We start from the raw sequence: 20,230 nt of genomic DNA, 5'->3' as shown, positions 1-20,230 counted from the left end.
TAACATAGTCTATTCATGACAAAACTGGCCATTCCCCTTCTAAATCGAGAAATCGGTATTTTGGAATTCAATTCCAGAGTACTGGCTCAGGCCGAGGATCCCAGTAACCCCCTTTTGGAGCGTTTGCGCTTCTTGGGGATTGTGTCGAGCAATCTAGATGAGTTTTTTGAGGTTCGGGTTGCCGGACTCAAGGAGCAATTGCAAACTGACCCCAAGAAAATTGAAGCCGATGGCCTCAGTATTTCCGAGGCATACGACAAAGTAACGGAATATGCCCACACATTGGTTGCACGGCAATATGCGGTATTTAATAACACCATACAGCCGCAACTAGAAGAGGCTGGGATTCAATTTATTTTTGCCAAGGACTGGACGCCGGAACAAGAAAAATGGGCGCACGGCATCTTTAATACTGAATTGCTACCGCTATTGACGCCGATTGCGCTAGACCCAGCCCATCCATTTCCGAAGGTGGCCAATAAGAGCTTAAATTTTATTGTTTCCTTAGACGGAAAAGATGCCTTTGGCAGGCGGGCTCGCTTAGCTGTTGTGCAAGCGCCGCGCTCCTTGCCGCGTGTCGTTCAAATGCCAAAACACCTGGCCAAGTGCGATTATGGCTTCGTCCTCCTCTCTTCCTTTGTCCAAAAGTTTGTGGGTAGCTTGTTTCCCGGCTTAAGCATTGTGGAGTGTCACCCATTTCGCGTCACGCGCAATTCGGAATTATTTGTATCCGATGATGAAGTTACTGATCTGCGTAAAGCTCTGCAAGGCGAGTTACCAACCCGCCACTTGGGTGATGCTGTACGCCTAGAAACATCGATCGAGACGCCCCACGCTCTGGTGGAGCGACTCCGTAAGGAAAATGGCCTTGGGCCACAAGATTGCTACCGGATTGATGGGCCGGTCAATTTACTCCGTCTGTCACAGGTGCCTGATCTAGTCGACAAGCCCGAGCTCAAATTTGCCTTATACCGCCCCAAATCCTCATTTGGCTTAACTAAACCAGGTCAGCAAGACTCTACTGACCCGGATGATTCCATCATCGAGAAAATTCGCCAAGGCGATATCTTATTGCACCACCCCTATGAGAGCTTTGAGCCCGTACTGCAGTTATTACGCGAAGCCTCTAATGATCCAGACGTATTGGCCATTAAACAAACGGTTTACCGTACGGGCGATGATTCTCCAGCAATGGATGCCCTCATTCAAGCGGCACGAAACGGCAAAGAAGTTACCGTCGTCTTAGAGCTCTTTGCACGATTTGATGAACAAACCAACATCAACTGGGCGGCTAAATTAGAGAGTGTTGGCGCCCATGTAGTCTATGGTGTAGTAGGTCATAAATGCCATGCCAAAATGTTATTAGTAGTTCGGCGAGAGAAAATAACCGGCAAGAAAAGTAAATCACAACTCGTTCGATATGTGCATCTGGGTACCGGAAACTACCATCCAAAAACAGCGAAGCTCTATACCGATTTTGGTCTCATGACCTGTGATGAAGCCATTACCAATGATGTGCATCTTGTGTTTCAGCAACTCACGGGTACGGCTTTGCACTTGGAAACCCGCGAGCTATGGGAATCGCCCTTTACCCTATTAGATGAGCTGGTTGCGCACATTCGCGCCGAAGCAAAAGCAGCCAAAGCAGGAAAAAAGGCCCTCATCATCGCCAAAATGAATGCCTTGCTTGAGCCAACGATTATTGCGGAGCTGTATAAAGCATCCCAAGCGGGCGTCAAAATCCAACTGATTGTGCGTGGCGTGTGTGCCCTGCAACCTGGGGTTAAAGGACTGTCGGACAACATAACCGTCCGCTCCATTATTGGGCGCTTCTTAGAGCACCACCGCATCTACTATTTTTATGCAAATGGCACAGAATCCGTACACCTCTCAAGTGCCGACTGGATGGATCGCAACCTGCTGCGGCGTGTTGAGGTTGCCTTTCCGGTAAAAGATCGGCTACTAAAAAAACGGGTTGTCCTAGAGGGTCTTAAGTTATTACTCAAAGACAATGCAACGGCATGGAAAATGAATTCCGATGGCAGTTACCAGCAAGTGAAGCCCAGGACAAATCAGACTCCAGTCATTGCGCAGTTAGAGCTGATTAAGCTATTCGCTCCGAAGGGAAAAGCAAAGTAAATTGACTGCCGGATCCAGGCACACTCTCAATTAAGAGCTGAGCTTGATGTCGACTGGCAATGTGCTTCACGATCGCCAGGCCCAGTCCAGTGCCACCCGTATCCCGCGAGCGACTGCGATCGACCCGGTAAAAACGCTCGGTTAAACGAGGTAAGTGTTCAGCACTAATGCCGGGGCCGGTATCCCGGACCGAAAAAACGCCCTGCCCATTGGAATTAACGCCCCATTGCACCGTAATCTCTCCGCCGTCGGGTGTGTAGCGAATGGCATTGGAGATCAAATTACCAAAGGCCGACATTAATTCATGCTCATTGCCCATGAGCAATTGGGTTGACTCTGCCTCAAAGCGGATTTGATGGGCGCCCTGCGATAAAGCCTCGGCATCATTTTTCAGCAGTGGAAACGCAGAATCCACTACATTGACTGAATCCTTCAATACGGGCAAGGCATTTGCTTCTAGATTAGCTAAGGTCAGCAAATCTTCAACTAAGCTTTTCATGCGTCGACCTTGGGTCATCATAAGCTCAAGGTACTCTGCTTTTTGGGCTGGCGTTAAATCAATGGTTTGAACTGTTTCTAAAAACCCCATCATCACTGTAAGGGGTGTGCGCATTTCGTGGGATACGTTTGCCACGAAGTCGCGGCGCATCGCCTCTGCTTTATATAGGTCGGTTACGTCTTGGGCCAACAATAAGCGCCTATTGTCCGCAAAGGGAAATGCCTGGATTCGAAGGCTGAGATTCGAGCCTGGGCCCATCTTTTCAATCACCAAGGGCTCCTCAAACTCACGCGCGCTCAGGTATTGAATAAATTCAGGATTGCGGAACAAGTAATTGATACGTTGCATCGCATCGCGCTTGAAATTCAGCCCAAAAAAACGTTCGGCAATGGCATTGCACCATTCAATTTGGTCTTGGCTATCGAGCATCACAATGCCGTTGGGCGAAGCCTGAAAGGCTTCAATAAATCGTTGGTGCTGACGTTCGACTTCAAAAATGCGTTGCTTAATTGCCTTGACGTAACGCTGCAAACGAAAAAAGAGATCTTCCAGGAATCCACTGGCAGCCGGTAGACGCTCTAATTCATCGGCTTGTAGGTATTTTTTAAGGGTCGATAGCTTGATGTAAAAATACCCCAGCGGAATGGCCAAGACAGTGAGTGCAATGCCAAGCGCAACCCAATGACCCCATGCCGACTGAGTAAGCGAATACAACGCAAAGGAGCAAGCTAAGAGAACAAAAAGGCGGACAATGGCAGCAAACATAGCGTTATCTTAGAGCATACCCAATGGCGAAACGGAAAGCATCGCCTAAGCGCCGTTAACGCTATGTATTTACTGGGTTCTTCGTAATTCGGTAGCCACTACCACGGACCGTTTCTACGAAATGATCGCAGGCAAAAGGAGCCAAAGCAGCACGTAAACGCTTAATGTGTACGTCGACCGTGCGCTCTTCGATATACACCTCATTACCCCACACATTATCTAAAAGATGAGTACGCGAATGCACCCGCTCCGGATTAGCCATCAAGAACTGCATTAAACGAAATTCAGTAGGTCCCAAAGCAAGTGCCTTGCTCGTATTATCAGAAACGCGAATAGTTAAACGGTGGGCCACTGGATCCAGCTGCATTGGCCCCAGTACAAAGGCCTTCTCTTCGACCACTTCAAATACATGGCGCCGCAATAAGGCCTTCACACGCGCAACAAGCTCCTTTGGGGAGAATGGCTTGGTTACATAGTCGTCTGCGCCGGCATCAAGACCCAATACTTTGTCAGCCTCTTCCCCTTTGGCAGTCAACATCAGAATCGGAATGGCTTGCGTTGATGGACTAGACCTAAGTTCACGCGCAAACTGAACGCCCGATTTGCCGGGCATCATCCAATCCAAAATGACTAAGTCGGGCTTGGAATTACGCAACAATTGCAGGGCCTCATCTGCCTGCAAGGCCCGGGATACAGTATATCCAGCATGCGTTAAATTAATTGAAATGAGCTCGGCAATTGACGGCTCATCTTCAACAACCAGAATATGCTGGGACATGGCTCTTATTTATGGGCTTCGCGAATTAAATCGTCTTGTGGCACATGCCGCACATCGGCGCCCTTCACAATGTAGATCACAAATTCTGCGATGTTCTTGGCGTGATCGCCAATGCGCTCAATGGCCTTCGCAATAAAGAGTAGGTCCAAGCCAGTTGAAATCATCTTGGGATCTTCAGCCATATAGGTGATTAACTTACGCACAAAGCCACGAAATTCCTCATCAATCTGCTTATCATCCTGCACTACTTTGACAGCAGCGACGGCATCGAGACGGGCGAAGCAATCTAAGCTCTGGCGCAGCAAATCAATCGCCATCTGACCAGATAACTTAATCTCTGCGGCATTAATGTTGAAGTTTACGGTGTCGTTAATAATATGGCGGGTTCGTTTAGCTACCCGCTCAGCCTCATCCCCTGCTCTTTCTAAATTCGTAATAGCCTTCGATATTGCCATCACCAAGCGCAAGTCACGCGCCGTAGGTTGACGCCGCGCAATCAGCTCAACGCAAGCCGAATCAATTTCAACCTCAAGAGAATTAACGGTCTTTTCACGCTCAATTACTTGGTTGCATAAGTCCAAATTCATTTCGGAGAAAGCGCGCATGGCAATATCGATTTGCTGCTCTACCACGCCGCCCATTTGCAATAATTTGGCGCATAAGGAGTTTAGGTCCTCGTCAAACTGCGATGATAAGTGTTTATCTTGCATATGATCTCCTGATTAGCCGAAACGGCCTGTAATGTAGTCTTCGGTTTCTTTGCGTTTAGGTTTAATGAAAATTTCATCGGTCTTGCCGTATTCCATTAATTCACCCAAATACATGTATGCCGTGAAGTCGGACACCCGAGCTGCCTGTTGCATATTGTGCGTAACAATCGCAATGGTGTAATCTTTTTTTAGTTCGTTAATTAACTCTTCGATTTTTGCCGTTGAAATCGGATCCAGCGCTGAGGTTGGCTCATCAAGCAACAGTACTGATGGCTTAACGGCCACACTACGTGCAATACATAAGCGCTGCTGCTGTCCGCCTGAGAGAGATAAACCACTTTGATTTAGCTTGTCTTTGGCTTCATTCCAAAGCGCCGCCTTGCTTAGAGCCCACTCCACTCGCTCATCCATCTCGGCTTTAGACAGGCGCTCATAGAGACGCACACCAAAGGCAATGTTTTCATAAATCGACATCGGAAACGGGGTTGGCTTCTGGAAAACCATGCCAATCCGTGAGCGCAGTAAATTCACATCGCTGCCTTGAGCAAGGATGTTCTCGCCATAGAAGCTAATTTGACCTTCGGCACGTTGGCCTGGATACAGGTCATACATCCGATTTAATGTGCGCAATAGCGTCGACTTACCGCAGCCGGATGGGCCGATAAATGCAGTAACTTTCTTCTCGATAATGTCAAGATTAATGTCTTTGAGGCCCTGAAAGCTGCCATAAAAGAAATTGAGATCCCGAATTTCAAGGGCGTTGACTGAAGCCGCAGCATCGGCACGCTCTGCCACCGCCGCACTCGCCTCTGCAGAACCAGCATGCATTACTGTTCTCATCATGGTCATACTTTTACCTTTTCACGAAACACTACTCGAGCCAATATATTGAGTCCTAATACAGCAAATGTAATCAATAGCGCACCACCCCATGCCAAATTAATCCAGTTGTCATATGGGCTCATTGCAAACTGGAAAATCACCACAGGCAAGTTCGCCATCGGTGCATTCATATTGGTGGAGAAGAATTGATTATTCAGCGCCGTAAACAAGAGCGGCGCAGTTTCCCCGCTTACGCGAGCCAATGCCAATAAGATGCCAGTGATAACACCGCTCTTGGCGGCTGTAAGGGTAATGCTCAGTGCCACCTTCCACTTTGGCGCCCCTAAGGCATAGGCAGCCTCCCGGAGTGTCAAGGGAACTAAACGCAGCATGTTTTCAGTGGTACGAACCACGACTGGAATGGCAATTAAAGAAAGTGCAATCGTCCCCGCCCATCCTGAGAAGTGCTTTACTTGGTAGACCACAATGGCATAGACAAACAAACCCACTACGATGGATGGGGCTGACAGCATGATGTCGGTCACAAAGCGGGTCACCTCGGCAAAACGGCTCTTATTACCGTATTCCGAGAGGTAAATACCAGCCAAAATACCAATCGGGGTACTAATAAAGGTACAAGCACCTACGATCATCAAGCTACCGACAATCGGATTAGCCAATCCACCGCCTTCTGTTCCGGGGGCCGGCGTACTCTGCAGGAATAAGGAAGGACTAATTGCTGCAAACCCCTTATAGAGCAGTACCGATAAAATCCAGAACAAAAATACCATACCGATACTCATTGCGATCAGCGACAAGGTCAGACCAATGGCATTAACGCGCTTGCGTTTATTAAAGAGGGCTTGATCCATGCCCTTCGTAATGGCTGAATCCGCTTTAAATTGGGCGTTACTCATTAGGTCTTCGCTCCTTGACTGGCTTCCATGCGCATCAGCATGATTTTGGCCAGCGACAGCACAATAAAGGTAATCGCAAAAAGGGCTAATCCCAAAAGGAATAGCGAGGAATAATGGGCGCCGATCTCTGCCTCTCCAAACTCGTTAGCCAAGGTGGAGGCAATCGAGTTACCGGGGGCAAAAAGTGAGGCCTTGAGTTTATGAGCATTACCAATCACGAAGGTGACCGCCATGGTTTCACCCAGAGCTCGGCCTAAGCCAAGCATGATGCCGCCGATCACACCGGTTTTGGTGTAGGGCAAGACTACATTGCGAACCACCTCCCATGTAGTACAGCCAATACCATAGGCTGACTCTTTTAAGACAGGGGGGACAATTTCAAATACGTCTCGCATCACTGAAGCAATGAAGGGCAGAATCATCATCGCCAAAATTAGGCCAGCGCAAAGAATACCGATACCATTAAATGCGCCCGAAAAGAGAATGCCTAAGCCGGGTATCTGACCCAAGGTAGCAGCCAAAGCGGGCTGAATGTAATCAGCAAATAAAGGAGCAAAAATAAACAGGCCAAACATACCGTAAATGATCGATGGCACAGCAGCTAGAATTTCGATGGCTGTCCCGAGCGCACGGCGTAGGCCCTTCGGGCAAATTTCAGTTAAAAACACGGCAATACCAAAACTGAGTGGAACTGCTATGAGCAGAGCGATAACTGAGGTAATTAGAGTTCCATAGATGGCGATCGCGCCACCGAACTCCCCATTAATAATGTCCCACTCTACAGTGGTAAAAAATCCAAAACCAAATTTTTGGAATGCGGGATAGGCGTTAACAACCAGGGAAGCAATGATGCCGAGTAAGGCCAACAAAACCGAGAGCGCAAAAAATTGCGTTACCAGATAAAAGAGTTTGTCGAGCACACGCTGACGTTTAGCAATACCAATTGCTTGGGTGCTAACGAGACCAGCTGAAACTAAATTTTTCATAAATCGGCCACCTTCAATGGACTACTTCCGATGTACTGCAAAAAACGAACTGAATTTACCAAACAATTACCCCGCCTCGGCGGGGTAATTGCCTAGAAAACCATAATGTTACTTGTTTTGAATCTGGGACCAAACGTTCTTACGAATGAAATCGATGGTTGACGCTGGCATTGGTACATAGTCCAAATCAATCGCCATCTTGCCGCCTTCTTTGAAAGCAAAATCAAAGAACTTGATCACTTCAGCAGAAGTTGCTTTATTCGTTGGTTGCTTGTACATCAAGATGAAGGATGCGCCTGTGATTGGGAAGGACTTAGCTCCTGGAGCATCAGTAATGAATGTACCCATTCCTGGAACCTTTGCCCAGTCAGTCCCAGCTGCAGCAGCCGCGAAGGTGGTGTCATCAGCAGAAACGAATTGACCATCTTTATTTTTCAACTGCACGGTAGTCATGTTGTTTTTCTTCGCATAAGCGTACTCAACATAGCCGATCGAATTCTTTACACGGCTAACGTTTGCAGCAACGCCTTCATTGCCTTTGCCGCCAACCGAAGAAGCTGCAGGCCATTTAACTGCTGCACCAGCACCGACCGCACTCTTCCACTCGTTACTTACTTTAGCTAAGTAGTCGGTGAAAATAGCAGTTGTACCCGAGCCGTCAGCGCGGTGAACAACAGTGATTTCACCAGCTGGAATGTTGAGACCTGGGTTGAGCAGTGCAATGCGCTTGTCATTCCAGTTGGTAATCGTGCCCTGGAAAATATCAGCCAAGACGACGCCGTCTAATTTGAGTTGATTAGGCTTAAGGCCTTGAACGTTGATGATTGGAACGACGCCGCCAATAATCGCTGGAAATTGAACCATGCCGTCTTTTTCGAGGTCTTCAAACTTCACTGGGTTATCGGTTGCACCAAAATCAACTGTCTTGGCTTTAATCTGCTTAATACCGCCAGAAGAACCGATTGACTGATAGTTCATGCCATTGCCAGTACGGGCTTTGTAGGCTTCAGCCCATTTGGCGTAAATAGGGAATGGGAACGTTGCGCCGGCACCGGTAATATCGGCCGCCATGGCGATTGGAGCGAAGCTCGCTGCTGAAATCGAAAGGGTAGCTACAGTTAGCGCCTTTTTCAATGTCAATTTCATTTAAATGTCCTTTAATAGTTTCACCGCACGACGCGATGAATGAACAATAAAGAGGCAATATGACGGCTTTGTGACACCTGAATTTATGGTAAAAAAACCATACAAAACAATGGTTTAAATCAAATACTTCTTATGTGGGTATGGCCGCCACAATGGTTTTAGCATAGTTATTTGCCTGATCCAGCTCTTTTGCCTCCACCATAACTCGCAGAACGGGCTCGGTGCCCGAAGCCCGAATCAATACCCTGCCCCCATTGCCAAGTTTGGCCGTAATGGTATTAACCACCTCCACTACCTTGGAATCAGCCTGCCAATCGTAACCTGGGGCCACTTTGACGTTCAGCAAAACCTGCGGAAAGACATGTACGCCATTGAGTAGCTCGGCCAAGGATTTGCCTTGTTTGCGCATCGCTGCTAACACTTGCAAGGCGGCAACCGTGCCGTCCCCAGTGGAATGTTGATCGAGGCAGAGCAAGTGGCCGGAGCCCTCGCCGCCCAATGTCCATTGGTGCTTTTTAAGTAGCTCTAAAACGTATCGGTCACCTACATTTGCGCGCTCAAATTGCAGCCCTAGGGCCCGAATCGCATGCTCAATAGCAGTATTGGTCATTAAGGTGCCCACTACCCCGCCCAATTTCAATCCGCGATCTACGCGGTCTTTCGCCAGCACGTATAAGAGCTCATCGCCATTAAACAAGCGGCCCGTAGCATCGACCATCTGCAAGCGATCGGCATCGCCATCCAGGGCAATACCCAAATCAGCCTGATGCTCTTTTACTTTGGCAATGAGTGCAGCTGGAGCAGTTGCACCGCAGCCATCATTAATATTGCGACCATTGGGCTCGACTCCGATGGAAATCACTTCTGCACCGAGCTCATGAAATACATTGGGGGCCGATTGATAGGCAGCGCCGTTAGCGCAATCAATGACTAATTTTAAGCCGCGCAAATTCAGCGCTGCAGGAAAGGTCGACTTGCAAAACTCAATGTAGCGACCCGTGGCATCATCAAGACGAAATGCTTTACCTAAGTACTTAGAGCTAACGCAACCCAGCGGTTGATCGAGTGCAGCCTCAATCGCCAACTCCGATGCATCGGATAACTTATCGCCCTCGGATGAGAAAAACTTAATGCCGTTGTCTTGGTATGGGTTATGCGACGCAGAGATTACTACGCCCGCAGAGAGTCGTAATGCTTTAGTGAGGTAGGCAACGCCGGGTGTGGGCATCGGACCACAAAGCATCACATCGACTCCCGCCGCAGAAAAACCAGCCTCCAGCGCAGCCTCTAATAAGTAACCCGATACGCGCGTGTCTTTACCAATCAAAACCGTGCAGCGCTCACCAGCAGGAGCGGCTTGCTTTAAAACGGTACCGGCAGCGTATCCCAAGCGCAGGATGAAATCCGGAATGATCGGGGCCTTACCCACCTCTCCGCGAATGCCGTCAGTGCCGAAATATTTTTTTGTGTTGGCTGTCATATCCGTTGATTATAAAACTTGCAAGCAAAGGGCTGTGTACTTTTGCTTATCATGCGGTTTGGGCTGCAGCCCATAGTGCTAGGGCATCGATAGTCTCAGGAACGTCATGCACGCGTACGATGCTTGCGCCCCGCTCTGCTGCCAAAACGGCGGCGGCCACACTGGGTATCAGTCGATCACCGACCTCTCGCCCAGTAATTTTGCCCAGCATCGACTTGCGAGAAATGCCTGCCAATACGGGATGGCCGTTTTGCGTGAATTTTGAAAATTCTTGCAGCATTCTTAAGTTGTGTTCGAGGCTCTTACCAAAACCAAATCCGGGGTCAATTGCAATTCGCTCTGCAGCAACACCTTGCTCAATTAAGCTTGTAGTGCGCTCCATCAAAAAGGCTTTTACCTCACTGACTACATTCACATAGTTTGGATTCAGTTGCATGGTGATGGGATCGCACTGCATGTGCATTAAGACAATGCCGCAATTGCGCGCTAGAGTAGGATCTAGCACCACTTGTTCTGCGCCCCCTTGGCGCAATGCCCAAATATCATTCACGCAATCCACACCAGCGAGCAAAGCCTGTCGCATGGTTTCTGCTTTGTAGGTATCAATCGATAAAGCAACGCCGCAATCTTTGAGGGCTTCGATAATCGGCAGCACCCGATCCAACTCTTCTTGCAGTGAAACTGGGATTGCGCCGGGCTTGGTTGATTCACCGCCAATATCAATCAGATCAACACCTGCAGCAATCATTGATTCGGCCTGACGCACGGCATCGTCTTTGGCATGAAAGCGCCCGCCATCCGAAAATGAATCTGGCGTGGCGTTCAATATGCCCATTACTAAGGGCCGCTCGCGATTGGCTTGCCTTTGCCCTAGGTCAAAAAGAAAACGCCCGCAACGCCATGTTGCGGGCTGTTTTAACGACTGCATTGCGCTAATCGACAGCGCTATTTACGCAGCTGCGGGCGCACTACCCGCGGTTGGACCGGCCGGACCACTCGCTGAGTTACCAAAGGCAGTTGCCGCTACTGGCTTAGGCTCCCGTGGGGGACGACCATCCATGATGTCATTGATCTGCTCAGCATCAATGGTTTCCCAATCCATGAGTGCAGTAACCATTGCTTCGACTTTATCTTTGTGGTTTTCGAGAATCGATTTAGCTAGCGCATATTGGCTGTCAATCAAACTCCGAATTTCCGCATCGACTTTTTGCTGCGTTAGCTCCGATACCGACTTCGAACTATTCGGGCCAAACATGCCCTGCTGCTCGGTATCCACATACACCATCGTGCCTAAGCTATCGCTCATGCCGTAACGGGTCACCATATCGCGAGCCATCTTGGTTGCGCGTTCAAAATCGTTCGATGCGCCCGTGCTCATGGAATTCAAAAACACTTCTTCGGCTGCGCGGCCACCAAACAAAATGGCCAGCTCCTCGAGCATGCGATCTTTATATAAATTCACGCGGTCAAACTCAGGCAGCTGCCAAGTTACACCGAGAGCCATGCCGCGCGGCATGATCGTTACTTTATGTACGGGGTCAGCTTTGGGCAATACCTTTGCGACCACAGCATGACCAGCCTCGTGATAAGCCGTATTGCGACGCTCTTCTTCACGCATCACAGCGGACTTGCGCTCTGGACCCATATAGATCTTGTCTTTGGCATCTTCAAAGTCTTGCATATCAACTGAGCGCTTATTGCGGCGCGCAGCAAAGAGTGCAGACTCATTCACTAAGTTGGCTAAATCGGCACCAGAGAAGCCAGGAGTACCACGCGCTAGTACCGCCGCATTAACATCGGGACTAATAGGCACCTTACGCATATGCACTTGCAGAATCTGCTCGCGACCACGGATATCAGGCAAGCCAACGTGCACTTGACGGTCAAAACGACCTGGGCGCAGTAAAGCTCGATCCAAGACATCAGAACGGTTGGTTGCTGCAACCACGATAACGCCGCTGTTGCTTTCAAAGCCGTCCATCTCAACCAGCATTTGGTTTAAGGTTTGCTCGCGCTCATCATTGCCGCCACCCATGCCGGCGCCGCGATGGCGACCGACTGCATCGATCTCATCGATGAAGATGATGCAAGGTGCATTTTTCTTGGCGTTCTCAAACATGTCGCGCACACGGGATGCGCCAACACCGACAAACATCTCAACGAAGTCAGAACCAGAAATCGAGAAGAACGGCACTTTGGCTTCGCCCGCAATCGCACGTGCCAGCAAGGTCTTACCGGTGCCGGGAGGGCCTACCAATAAAACACCGTGGGGAATATGGCCGCCCAGCTTCTGGAATTTTTGTGGATCCTTGAGGAAGTCAACAATCTCAAATACTTCTTCTTTGGCTTCATCGCAGCCAGCAACATCACCGAAGGTCACGGTATTGCTGTTCTCGTCAACGAGGCGGGCCTTGGATTTGCCAAAGGAGAATGCACCACCTTTGCCGCCACCTTGCATCTGCCGCATCATAAAAAACCAAAAACCAATAATCAATAAAGTCGGTCCAAGGTAATACAACGCCGACATCAATAAATTGGGTTCGTCTTCTGCTTTACCTGTGACTTGGACTCCGGCCTTCATCAGATCGCCGACCATCCAGATGTCCCCTGGGGAAATCAGGGAGTACTTGTTTCCATCGACCGGGGTCACTTGCAAGGTGCGACCTTGCACGTCCACACGGCGCACTTTGCCATCCCGTGCGTCATCCATAAATTGGGAGTACGTCACTCGCTCTGGCGTGTTTGGCTTATCGAACTGTTTAAACACAGTAAAAAGGACGAGGCCGACAATGAACCAGACGCCGATTTTTTGGAACATATTGTTGTTCAAATACCCACCTTTGCCGGATTAATCCGGGAGTTCTTCCATTACTAAACCAGTCAAAAAGACGGTTTCCACATGTAAATGATTCTACTACCTCCGTAATTCAAGGGTTTAGCCTATTTTTATTCGCTAAAACCTCTTAAATATAGGGGTTATTTCCTATTTTGGGGCTGTTTTGGGCGGTTTCAAGTGGCGACCCAGCAAAAAGGTCTCTGACGAGCGATCGCGCGAGGCTTTGGGTTTTCTGGCTGAAACCGTCTTAAACACCTTTTTAAAGGTCTCCACAATTTGACTATAGCCACTGCCATGGAAGCATTTAATCAATAGAGCGCCGTCGGGTTGCAGGTGATCCTTGGCAAAATCCAGGGCCAACTCAGCAAGGGTTGCCATGCGCGCTGCATCGGCAATACCAACGCCCGATAGGTTGGGCGCCATATCCGATAAAACCAAATCCACTTTGCCATTGCAACTGGCTGGCAATAAGGACTCGAGCGCACGCAAGCCCTCTTCCTCCCGAAAGTCTCCCTCAATGAAACTGACATCGGCAATGGCTTCCATCGGCAACATATCAATGGCAACAATCACACCATCGGGCTTTCCTGATTCGATTTTCGGATTGTTCTTACCTAATTCGGTTAGGCGATTACGCACGTACTGTGACCAGCTGCCTGGCGCGCTGCCCAAATCCACTACCACCATTCCGGCCTTGATCAAATGATCCTGCTCGTCGATCTCGCTGAGCTTGTACGCTGCACGGGCGCGATAGCCCTCTTTTTGCGCCATCTTGACGTAGGGATCCATCAGGTGGTCTTGCAACCAGCTTTTATTGAATTTATTCTTTGCCACGTAATCCCAATCGGTTAATTTCAGCTCCACCTTTACAGCGCTGAACGCTCTACTTTACCTGCTTATTCTGGTCTGATAAACAGCAATGCTCTATGATCGAGGCATGACTGCACTTACGATCTCCCCCGCCCAGCGCAAAGCGCTTAAAGCCAAAGCCCATGACCTCAGCCCGGTTGTCATGATTGGTAACGATGGACTAACCCCTGGCGTGGTCAAAGAAGCGGAAATTGCAATTAATAGCCATAACTTGATTAAAGTCCGTGTGTTTGGTGATGATCGCGAAAACCGCATTGCCATTTACGAAGCGCTGTGCGACAAGCTCAATGCTGCGCCAGTACAGCACATTGGCAAGTTATTGGTCATCTGGCGCCCCGAGCCCCTCATTAAAGAAGCCAATGCGCCCTATGCACGCGGCGGCAATAAGACCAAAAAATCAATACAGGCGCCACGCTCACCGAACCGCCTTGTTACTCGAGGCGCTACCAGCACATCCGAGCGCTCTGCCCGGCGCACTGCTGCTGCTAAACCCTTCGGCAAAACTGCGGTCAGCAAAGCGGAAGCGCCTGCACGCAAAGTGGCATCCAAAAGCGCCACCGCACGTCCGACTCGCGCGAATGCAGCAGAGTCTAAGATTGGTTGGTCATCGCCTGGATATAAGCGCGCAGCAGCGCCAACCGGTCCAGTCAAACGCCGCAAAGTGCGTCAAGCCAGTACCAAGAAAAAATCCCTGGGTTAATTCCGGTTTAGTGGATTAAGGGTGTATTGGCTGGCGAGTTAAACGCCACACCATCCAGAGACCTAAAAGGCTCTGAATTAAAAACAGTCCACTGGAAATACCATGCAAGCGTCCAAATAGGCTTGCAGATGGCGATGCCATGACTGGTACACCCAAGAGCAGTGCCTCTTGGCGTAGAGCATCCATGTATGGAATCAAGCCGAAACACGTGATTAGCGAACCCAGCAGCAATACCAAGGTGATCCAACGAATACTGCGGTAGTGCTCGACCTTGCGCCTTACCAGCAAGTTGGCGATCACAAGCAGGCTCAGGCAAACGGCCACACTAAGATAAGCTTCCACTTGAAAAATGGCGGCCGCAATCATGCCGGCAACCTGACGATCTTGCAAAGCAGTAAAAATGGTGGGGACCACCAAGTAGCCTACCGCAAACAGGCTACCGACCCATACCCCAGCAATCAGAATAAATAGGCGCTGGGCTGCGGCATAGCGAGGGGCTCCAGCGGTATTCATGCCTTAGATGTAACGCACCGCCAAAATCTCCACTTCACGATTGCCTGCTGGGGCCTGAACCGCAACCACGTCGCCCTCTTCTTTACCAATCAGCGCGCGCGCAATCGGCGAGCTGATTGAAATTTTATTGAGCTCAATGTTTGCCTCATCGTCGCCGACAATTTGGTACGTGAATTTTGTGCCGTCTTCTAGGTCTTCGAGATCCACGGTGGCACCAAACACCACACGGCCTTCAATCTCTAAGGTTGCCGGGTCAATAATCTGAGCAGCAGACAATGTGGTCTCAAGCTCCTTAATGCGGCCCTCGATAAAACCTTGCTTTTCTTTTGCGGCATCGTACTCGGCGTTCTCAGATAAATCACCCTGCGCACGCGCCTCTGAAATGGCATTGATAACAGCCGGACGCTCAACGTGCTTGAGGCGATGCAGCTCAGCCTTGAGCAATTCAGCGCCAAACTTAGTAATAGGAATCGTGTTCATACTGCAACCTAGCTTATCTACGAAATAAAGAAGTAGTTTAAGCCAGGTTGACGGTATTTACAGAGACTATTCGAGGCTGCGGTGTAAATTTTGCAGTGAATAGACTTCGAGTGAATCTTTAGCGCCACTTTTTGACGCCATCAGGCCATCCATCACCGCCCGTGCTGCGCTGATGGTGGTGTAGTAGGTCACGCCATTGGCCTGAGCGCTGGTTCGAATCGAACGTGAATCCGCAATCGCCGTGCGAGTCTCATCCACGGTCGTAAAGACCAGTGAAATTTCCCGGTTTTTAATCAGGTCAACGATGTGCGGCCTGCCGTCTTTCACCTTATTAACTACACGCACCGGCAAACCGGCTGCAGCAATTGCTGCAGCAGTGCCTTTGGTTGCGACCATCGGAAAGCCAAGTTCATGCAGGAGCTGAGCTACCGCAACGGCCTTGCCTTTATCGCTGTCTTTCACGGTCAAGACCACCGTACCGGTTTTAGGAAGCTTGATGCTAGCGCCCAGTTGCGACTTAAACAAAGCCTCACCGAAGGTTTTACCAACCCCCATCACCTCGCCAGTGGAGCGCATTTCAGGTCCCAAAATGGGATCAATGCCAGGGAATTTATTAAATGGAAAGACCGCTTCCTTGACCGAGAAATACGGCGGAATGACTTCACGCGTAATGCCTTGTTTGGATAAAGTCTGACCCACCATGCAGCGTGCTGCAATCTTTGCCAATTGCAAACCGGTCGCCTTCGATACAAACGGTACAGTCCGCGAGGCACGGGGATTAACCTCCAACACATAAATGACATCATCGCCATCAACATTCTGAATCGCAAACTGCACGTTCATCAGGCCAACGACATTAAGTCCTCTGGCCATGGCTGCAGTTTGACGCTTGATCTCATCAACGGTGGCTTCCGATAAGGAATACGGTGGCAATGAACATGCCGAGTCACCGGAGTGCACTCCAGCCTGCTCGATGTGCTCCATCACGCCGCCAATAAAAACAGTCTCGCCATCGCTAATGCAATCCACATCGCATTCAATTGCATCATTTAAGAAGCGATCCAATAGCACTGGTGAGTCATGCGACACCTTCACCGCTTCACGCATATAGCGCTCTAAATCACGACCATCGTGCACGATCTCCATGGCACGACCGCCCAATACATAGGATGGGCGAACCACTAAGGGGTAGCCAATCTCATCGGCCAGACGCAAGGCTTCGTCTTCGGTGCGTGCAGTCCGGTTGGGTGGCTGACGCAAATCCAAGGCATGCAATAGTTTTTGGAAACGCTCGCGGTCTTCAGCCGCATCAATCATGTCGGGGGATGTGCCGATGATGGGAACGCCATTGGCCTCTAAATCTAAAGCCAGTTTGAGTGGTGTTTGGCCTCCGTACTGCACGATCACACCCTTGGGTTTCTCTTTGGCAACGATCTCGAGAACATCTTCCAAGGTCAAAGGCTCAAAGTACAAGCGATCCGATGTGTCGTAGTCGGTCGACACGGTCTCGGGATTGCAGTTGACCATGATGGTTTCGTAACCGTCTTCGCGCATGGCAAGAGCAGCGTGCACGCAGCAGTAATCGAATTCAATCCCTTGACCAATACGATTCGGTCCGCCGCCCAGAACCATGATCTTGTCGCGATTCGTTGGTTGCGATTCACATTCGCCGTGTTCTGCTTCGTAGGTGGAATACATATAAGCTGTATTCGTGGCGAACTCAGCAGCGCAGGTATCAACCCGCTTATACACCGGGAACACCTTCAGGCGATGGCGTGCAGCGCGCACTGAGGCAGCATCAACCTTCAGCAGCTTCGCTAAACGGCGATCCGAAAATCCTTTTTGCTTTAAAAAGCGCCATTCATCTGCAGACAAACCATCAATCGTATGTTGCTTGAGTGTGTTTTCAATCGAGATGAGCTCTTCAATCTGCTCTAAGAACCAAGGGTCTACTTTGGTTTCTTCATAAATCTCATCTAATCCCATACCCATGCGGAAAGCATCGGCCAAATACCAAATGCGATCAGGGCCTGGCTCACCAATTTCCTGAATGATGTCTTCTAAATCGCTTGAGCGCTCATCTAGACCGTCGACGCCGACCTCAAGGCCGCGCAAGGCTTTCTGAAAAGACTCTTGGAAAGTACGGCCGATGGCCATCACCTCACCCACCGATTTCATTTGCGTCGTTAAGCGTGAATCTGCTTGCGGAAACTTCTCAAATGCAAAACGGGGAATCTTCGTGACAACGTAATCAATCGATGGTTCAAACGAGGCCGGTGTAGCACCGCCCGTAATATCGTTGTGCAACTCATCTAAGGTGTAGCCCACTGCCAACTTTGCTGCGACTTTCGCAATCGGAAAGCCAGTTGCTTTGGAGGCTAAGGCAGATGACCTGGAAACACGCGGGTTCATCTCAATCACGATCATGCGGCCATCGACTGGATTGATTGAGAACTGCACGTTCGATCCGCCGGTATCCACACCAATTTCACGCAGCACCGCAATCGATGCGTTGCGCATCAACTGATACTCTTTATCCGTCAAGGTTTGAGCAGGCGCCACCGTAATCGAGTCACCCGTATGAATGCCCATCGGATCTAGATTCTCAATCGAACACACGATAATGCAATTATCGGCGCGGTCACGCACCACTTCCATCTCAAACTCTTTCCAGCCCAATAGCGATTCTTCAATCAAGAGCTCACCGGTGGGCGAAAGCTCTAGACCACGCTTACAGATTTCTTCAAACTCTTCGCGGTTGTACGCAATGCCGCCACCCGAGCCGCCCATCGTGAATGAGGGGCGAATGACCACTGGGAAACCAGCGCTACCGGTTTCAGCCTGAATGCGTTGTTGCACGGCGACGGCTTCATCCATCGAATGCGCAATACCGGATTTGGCAGAGCCGAGACCAATCTTGGTCATCGCATCTTTAAACTTTTGACGATCTTCTGCTTTATCAATTGCCTCGGGTGATGCGCCGATTAATTCGCAACCGTACTTTTCTAGAATGCCATTGCGGTGCAAATCCAAGGCGCAATTGAGTGCAGTCTGGCCGCCCATCGTCGGCAATATGGCATCGGGCTTTTCCGTAGCAATAATGCGCTCAACGACTTCCCATGTGATCGGCTCAATGTAGGTGACATCGGCCATCTCGGGATCGGTCATGATGGTCGCTGGGTTGCTGTTGACCAAAATGACTTTGTAGCCCTCGTCACGCAGCGCCTTACAGGCTTGCGCGCCCGAGTAATCAAATTCACACGCCTGACCAATTACGATCGGGCCTGCACCAATAATCAGGATGCTTTTAATGTCGCTCCGCTTAGGCATTAGTTGCCTCCTTGTTTACTGGTTGGAGCGGCATGCATTAAGTCCATAAAGTGATCGAATAAGTAAGCGATGTCGTGGGGCCCTGGTGATGCCTCGGGGTGCCCCTGAAAACAAAAAGCAGGTTTGTCTGTCCACGCGAGGCCCTGCAGCGAACCGTCAAACAGAGAAACGTGTGTCACCCGCACATTGCTAGGCAATATCTTCGCATCGACCGCAAATCCATGGTTTTGCGAAGTAATCGCTACCCGTCCGCTATCCAAATCTTTTACTGGGTGGTTCGCGCCGTGATGACCGAATTTCATTTTTAGGGTCTTTGCACCCGCAGCCAAACCCATAATCTGATGGCCTAAACAAATACCGAAGGTGGGAACGCCCTTCTCGATGATTTCTTTTGCGGCGCTGATAGCGTAATCACAAGGACCAGGATCGCCAGGGCCGTTGGAGAAAAACACACCATCGGGTTTCATGGCCAGAACCTCTGCAGCTGTCGTTTTGGCTGGTACCACGGTTAACTCGCAACCGCGTTCGGTGAGCATGCGCAAAATATTGCGCTTGACGCCAAAGTCGTACGCCACTACTTTCTTGATGGGTTTTTTGGTATCGAGGCTGCGGTAAGCGGGTTTGCCATTGGGGCCGTGTAAGTCCCACTCGGCTTCTCGCCAAGGGTATGCGGTTTTAGTGCTAACAACCTGCGCTAGGTCTAAGCCACTCATGCCTGGAAATGCCTTGGCTAACTCAAGGGCTCTAGCACCGAGCGTTGCAGGATCGTCGCCCATCTTGCCAGCCACAATCGCGCCCGACTGCGCACCCTTGTCCCGCAGCAAACGGGTCAGCTTACGCGTATCAATTCCGGCGATGCCAGGAATACCCGCCTTTTGCAAATAGGACTCGAGGCTTTGCTCGGAACGGAAGTTTGACACTCGGCGCGAGAGGTCTTTAATGACTAAACCGGCCGCATGAATTTGGGATGATTCGGCATCTTGATCGTTGACGCCGACATTACCGATGTGCGGATAAGTCAAGGTGACGATCTGACGGCAATAGCTGGGGTCAGTAATGATTTCCTGATAACCCGTTAAGGCGGTATTGAAAACAACTTCGCCGGCAGTTTCGCCGGGAGCGCCAATGCTATAACCTGAAAAGAGAGTGCCATCGGCTAATGCCAAAACGGCTGGGGGAAAAGAAGGAAGCAAGGGTGACAAACCATCTCCAATCCCTGCTGCCATCCAACGCTCAACACCCCCAAATAGCCTACCCGG

General features: G+C 50.0%; 17 protein-coding genes. 2 read left to right on the top strand and 15 right to left on the bottom strand.

Features of this window, described 5'->3' with window-relative positions; all coding sequences use genetic code 11:
• The first annotated feature begins 15 nt into the window (after positions 1–15).
• Positions 16–2,139: a polyphosphate kinase 1 gene (ppk1, locus tag AOC34_RS03960; RefSeq protein WP_108468871.1), complete on the top strand. Its 2,124-nt coding sequence runs from the start codon at positions 16–18 to the stop codon at positions 2,137–2,139.
• On the opposite strand, the gene phoR is transcribed toward ppk1, so the two are convergent.
• The 11 genes from phoR to AOC34_RS03905 form a co-directional block, all read right to left on the bottom strand.
• The gene (gene phoR, locus AOC34_RS03955; RefSeq protein WP_108468870.1) at positions 2,105–3,403 is read right to left on the bottom strand and encodes a phosphate regulon sensor histidine kinase PhoR; all 1,299 of its coding nucleotides are present in this window, start codon (positions 3,401–3,403) and stop codon (positions 2,105–2,107) included. The two genes, ppk1 and phoR, sit on opposite strands and share 35 nt — an antisense overlap.
• Positions 3,404–3,464: 61 nt before the next feature.
• Positions 3,465–4,181 (bottom strand): phosphate regulon transcriptional regulator PhoB, encoded by a 717-nt coding sequence (phoB, locus tag AOC34_RS03950; RefSeq protein WP_108468869.1) that lies wholly within the window; start codon positions 4,179–4,181, stop codon positions 3,465–3,467.
• Positions 4,182–4,186: 5 nt separating this feature from the next.
• Positions 4,187–4,891 (bottom strand): phosphate signaling complex protein PhoU, encoded by a 705-nt coding sequence (phoU, locus tag AOC34_RS03945; RefSeq protein ID WP_108468868.1) that lies wholly within the window; start codon positions 4,889–4,891, stop codon positions 4,187–4,189.
• A 12-nt stretch (positions 4,892–4,903) separates the two neighbouring features.
• On the bottom strand, positions 4,904–5,719 hold the full coding sequence (gene pstB, locus AOC34_RS03940) for a phosphate ABC transporter ATP-binding protein PstB (protein ID WP_108470037.1): 816 nt from the start codon (positions 5,717–5,719) through the stop codon (positions 4,904–4,906).
• A 17-nt stretch (positions 5,720–5,736) separates the two neighbouring features.
• On the bottom strand, positions 5,737–6,585 hold the full coding sequence (pstA, locus tag AOC34_RS03935; protein ID WP_108470036.1) for a phosphate ABC transporter permease PstA: 849 nt from the start codon (positions 6,583–6,585) through the stop codon (positions 5,737–5,739).
• A 44-nt stretch (positions 6,586–6,629) separates the two neighbouring features.
• On the bottom strand, positions 6,630–7,616 hold the full coding sequence (gene pstC, locus AOC34_RS03930) for a phosphate ABC transporter permease subunit PstC (RefSeq protein WP_108468867.1): 987 nt from the start codon (positions 7,614–7,616) through the stop codon (positions 6,630–6,632).
• A gap of 108 nt (positions 7,617–7,724) precedes the next feature.
• Positions 7,725–8,762: a phosphate ABC transporter substrate-binding protein PstS gene (pstS, locus tag AOC34_RS03925; RefSeq protein WP_108468866.1), complete on the bottom strand. Its 1,038-nt coding sequence runs from the start codon at positions 8,760–8,762 to the stop codon at positions 7,725–7,727.
• A gap of 130 nt (positions 8,763–8,892) precedes the next feature.
• Positions 8,893–10,242, bottom strand: a complete 1,350-nt coding sequence (gene glmM, locus AOC34_RS03920) for a phosphoglucosamine mutase (protein WP_108468865.1) — start codon at positions 10,240–10,242, stop codon at positions 8,893–8,895.
• A 49-nt stretch (positions 10,243–10,291) separates the two neighbouring features.
• The gene (gene folP / locus AOC34_RS03915) at positions 10,292–11,170 is read right to left on the bottom strand and encodes a dihydropteroate synthase (RefSeq protein WP_108468864.1); all 879 of its coding nucleotides are present in this window, start codon (positions 11,168–11,170) and stop codon (positions 10,292–10,294) included.
• Positions 11,171–11,191: 21 nt separating this feature from the next.
• Entirely contained in the window at positions 11,192–13,072 is a 1,881-nt protein-coding gene (ftsH, locus tag AOC34_RS03910) for an ATP-dependent zinc metalloprotease FtsH (protein WP_108468863.1), read from the bottom strand.
• 153 nt (positions 13,073–13,225) lie between these two features.
• A complete protein-coding gene (locus AOC34_RS03905) occupies positions 13,226–13,912 on the bottom strand; it encodes an RlmE family RNA methyltransferase (RefSeq protein ID WP_108470034.1) in 687 nt (228 codons plus the stop codon).
• Positions 13,913–14,015: 103 nt separating this feature from the next.
• Here AOC34_RS03905 and AOC34_RS03900 point away from each other — a divergent pair, with 103 nt between their 5' ends.
• On the top strand, positions 14,016–14,648 hold the full coding sequence (locus AOC34_RS03900; protein WP_108470035.1) for a YhbY family RNA-binding protein: 633 nt from the start codon (positions 14,016–14,018) through the stop codon (positions 14,646–14,648).
• 15 nt (positions 14,649–14,663) lie between these two features.
• Here AOC34_RS03900 and AOC34_RS03895 read toward each other — a convergent pair whose 3' ends face one another.
• The 4 genes from AOC34_RS03895 to carA all read right to left on the bottom strand — a co-directional run bounded on the left by AOC34_RS03895 (position 14,664) and on the right by carA (position 20,164).
• On the bottom strand, positions 14,664–15,161 hold the full coding sequence (locus AOC34_RS03895) for a DUF4149 domain-containing protein (RefSeq protein WP_108468862.1): 498 nt from the start codon (positions 15,159–15,161) through the stop codon (positions 14,664–14,666).
• Positions 15,162–15,164: 3 nt separating this feature from the next.
• On the bottom strand, positions 15,165–15,641 hold the full coding sequence (gene greA, locus AOC34_RS03890; RefSeq protein WP_108468861.1) for a transcription elongation factor GreA: 477 nt from the start codon (positions 15,639–15,641) through the stop codon (positions 15,165–15,167).
• Positions 15,642–15,707: 66 nt separating this feature from the next.
• On the bottom strand, positions 15,708–18,971 hold the full coding sequence (gene carB, locus AOC34_RS03885; RefSeq protein ID WP_108468860.1) for a carbamoyl-phosphate synthase large subunit: 3,264 nt from the start codon (positions 18,969–18,971) through the stop codon (positions 15,708–15,710).
• Positions 18,971–20,164, bottom strand: a complete 1,194-nt coding sequence (gene carA, locus AOC34_RS03880; RefSeq protein ID WP_108470033.1) for a glutamine-hydrolyzing carbamoyl-phosphate synthase small subunit — start codon at positions 20,162–20,164, stop codon at positions 18,971–18,973. The genes carB and carA overlap by 1 nt, the downstream gene beginning before the upstream one ends.
• Positions 20,165–20,230: the final 66 nt, after the last annotated feature.

It is taken from the genome of Polynucleobacter difficilis (genome assembly GCF_003065365.1).
GTDB lineage: Bacteria > Pseudomonadota > Gammaproteobacteria > Burkholderiales > Burkholderiaceae > Polynucleobacter > Polynucleobacter difficilis.
Note: the sequence above shows the minus strand (reverse complement) of the source record. Positions and strands in the feature narration are given on the sequence as shown.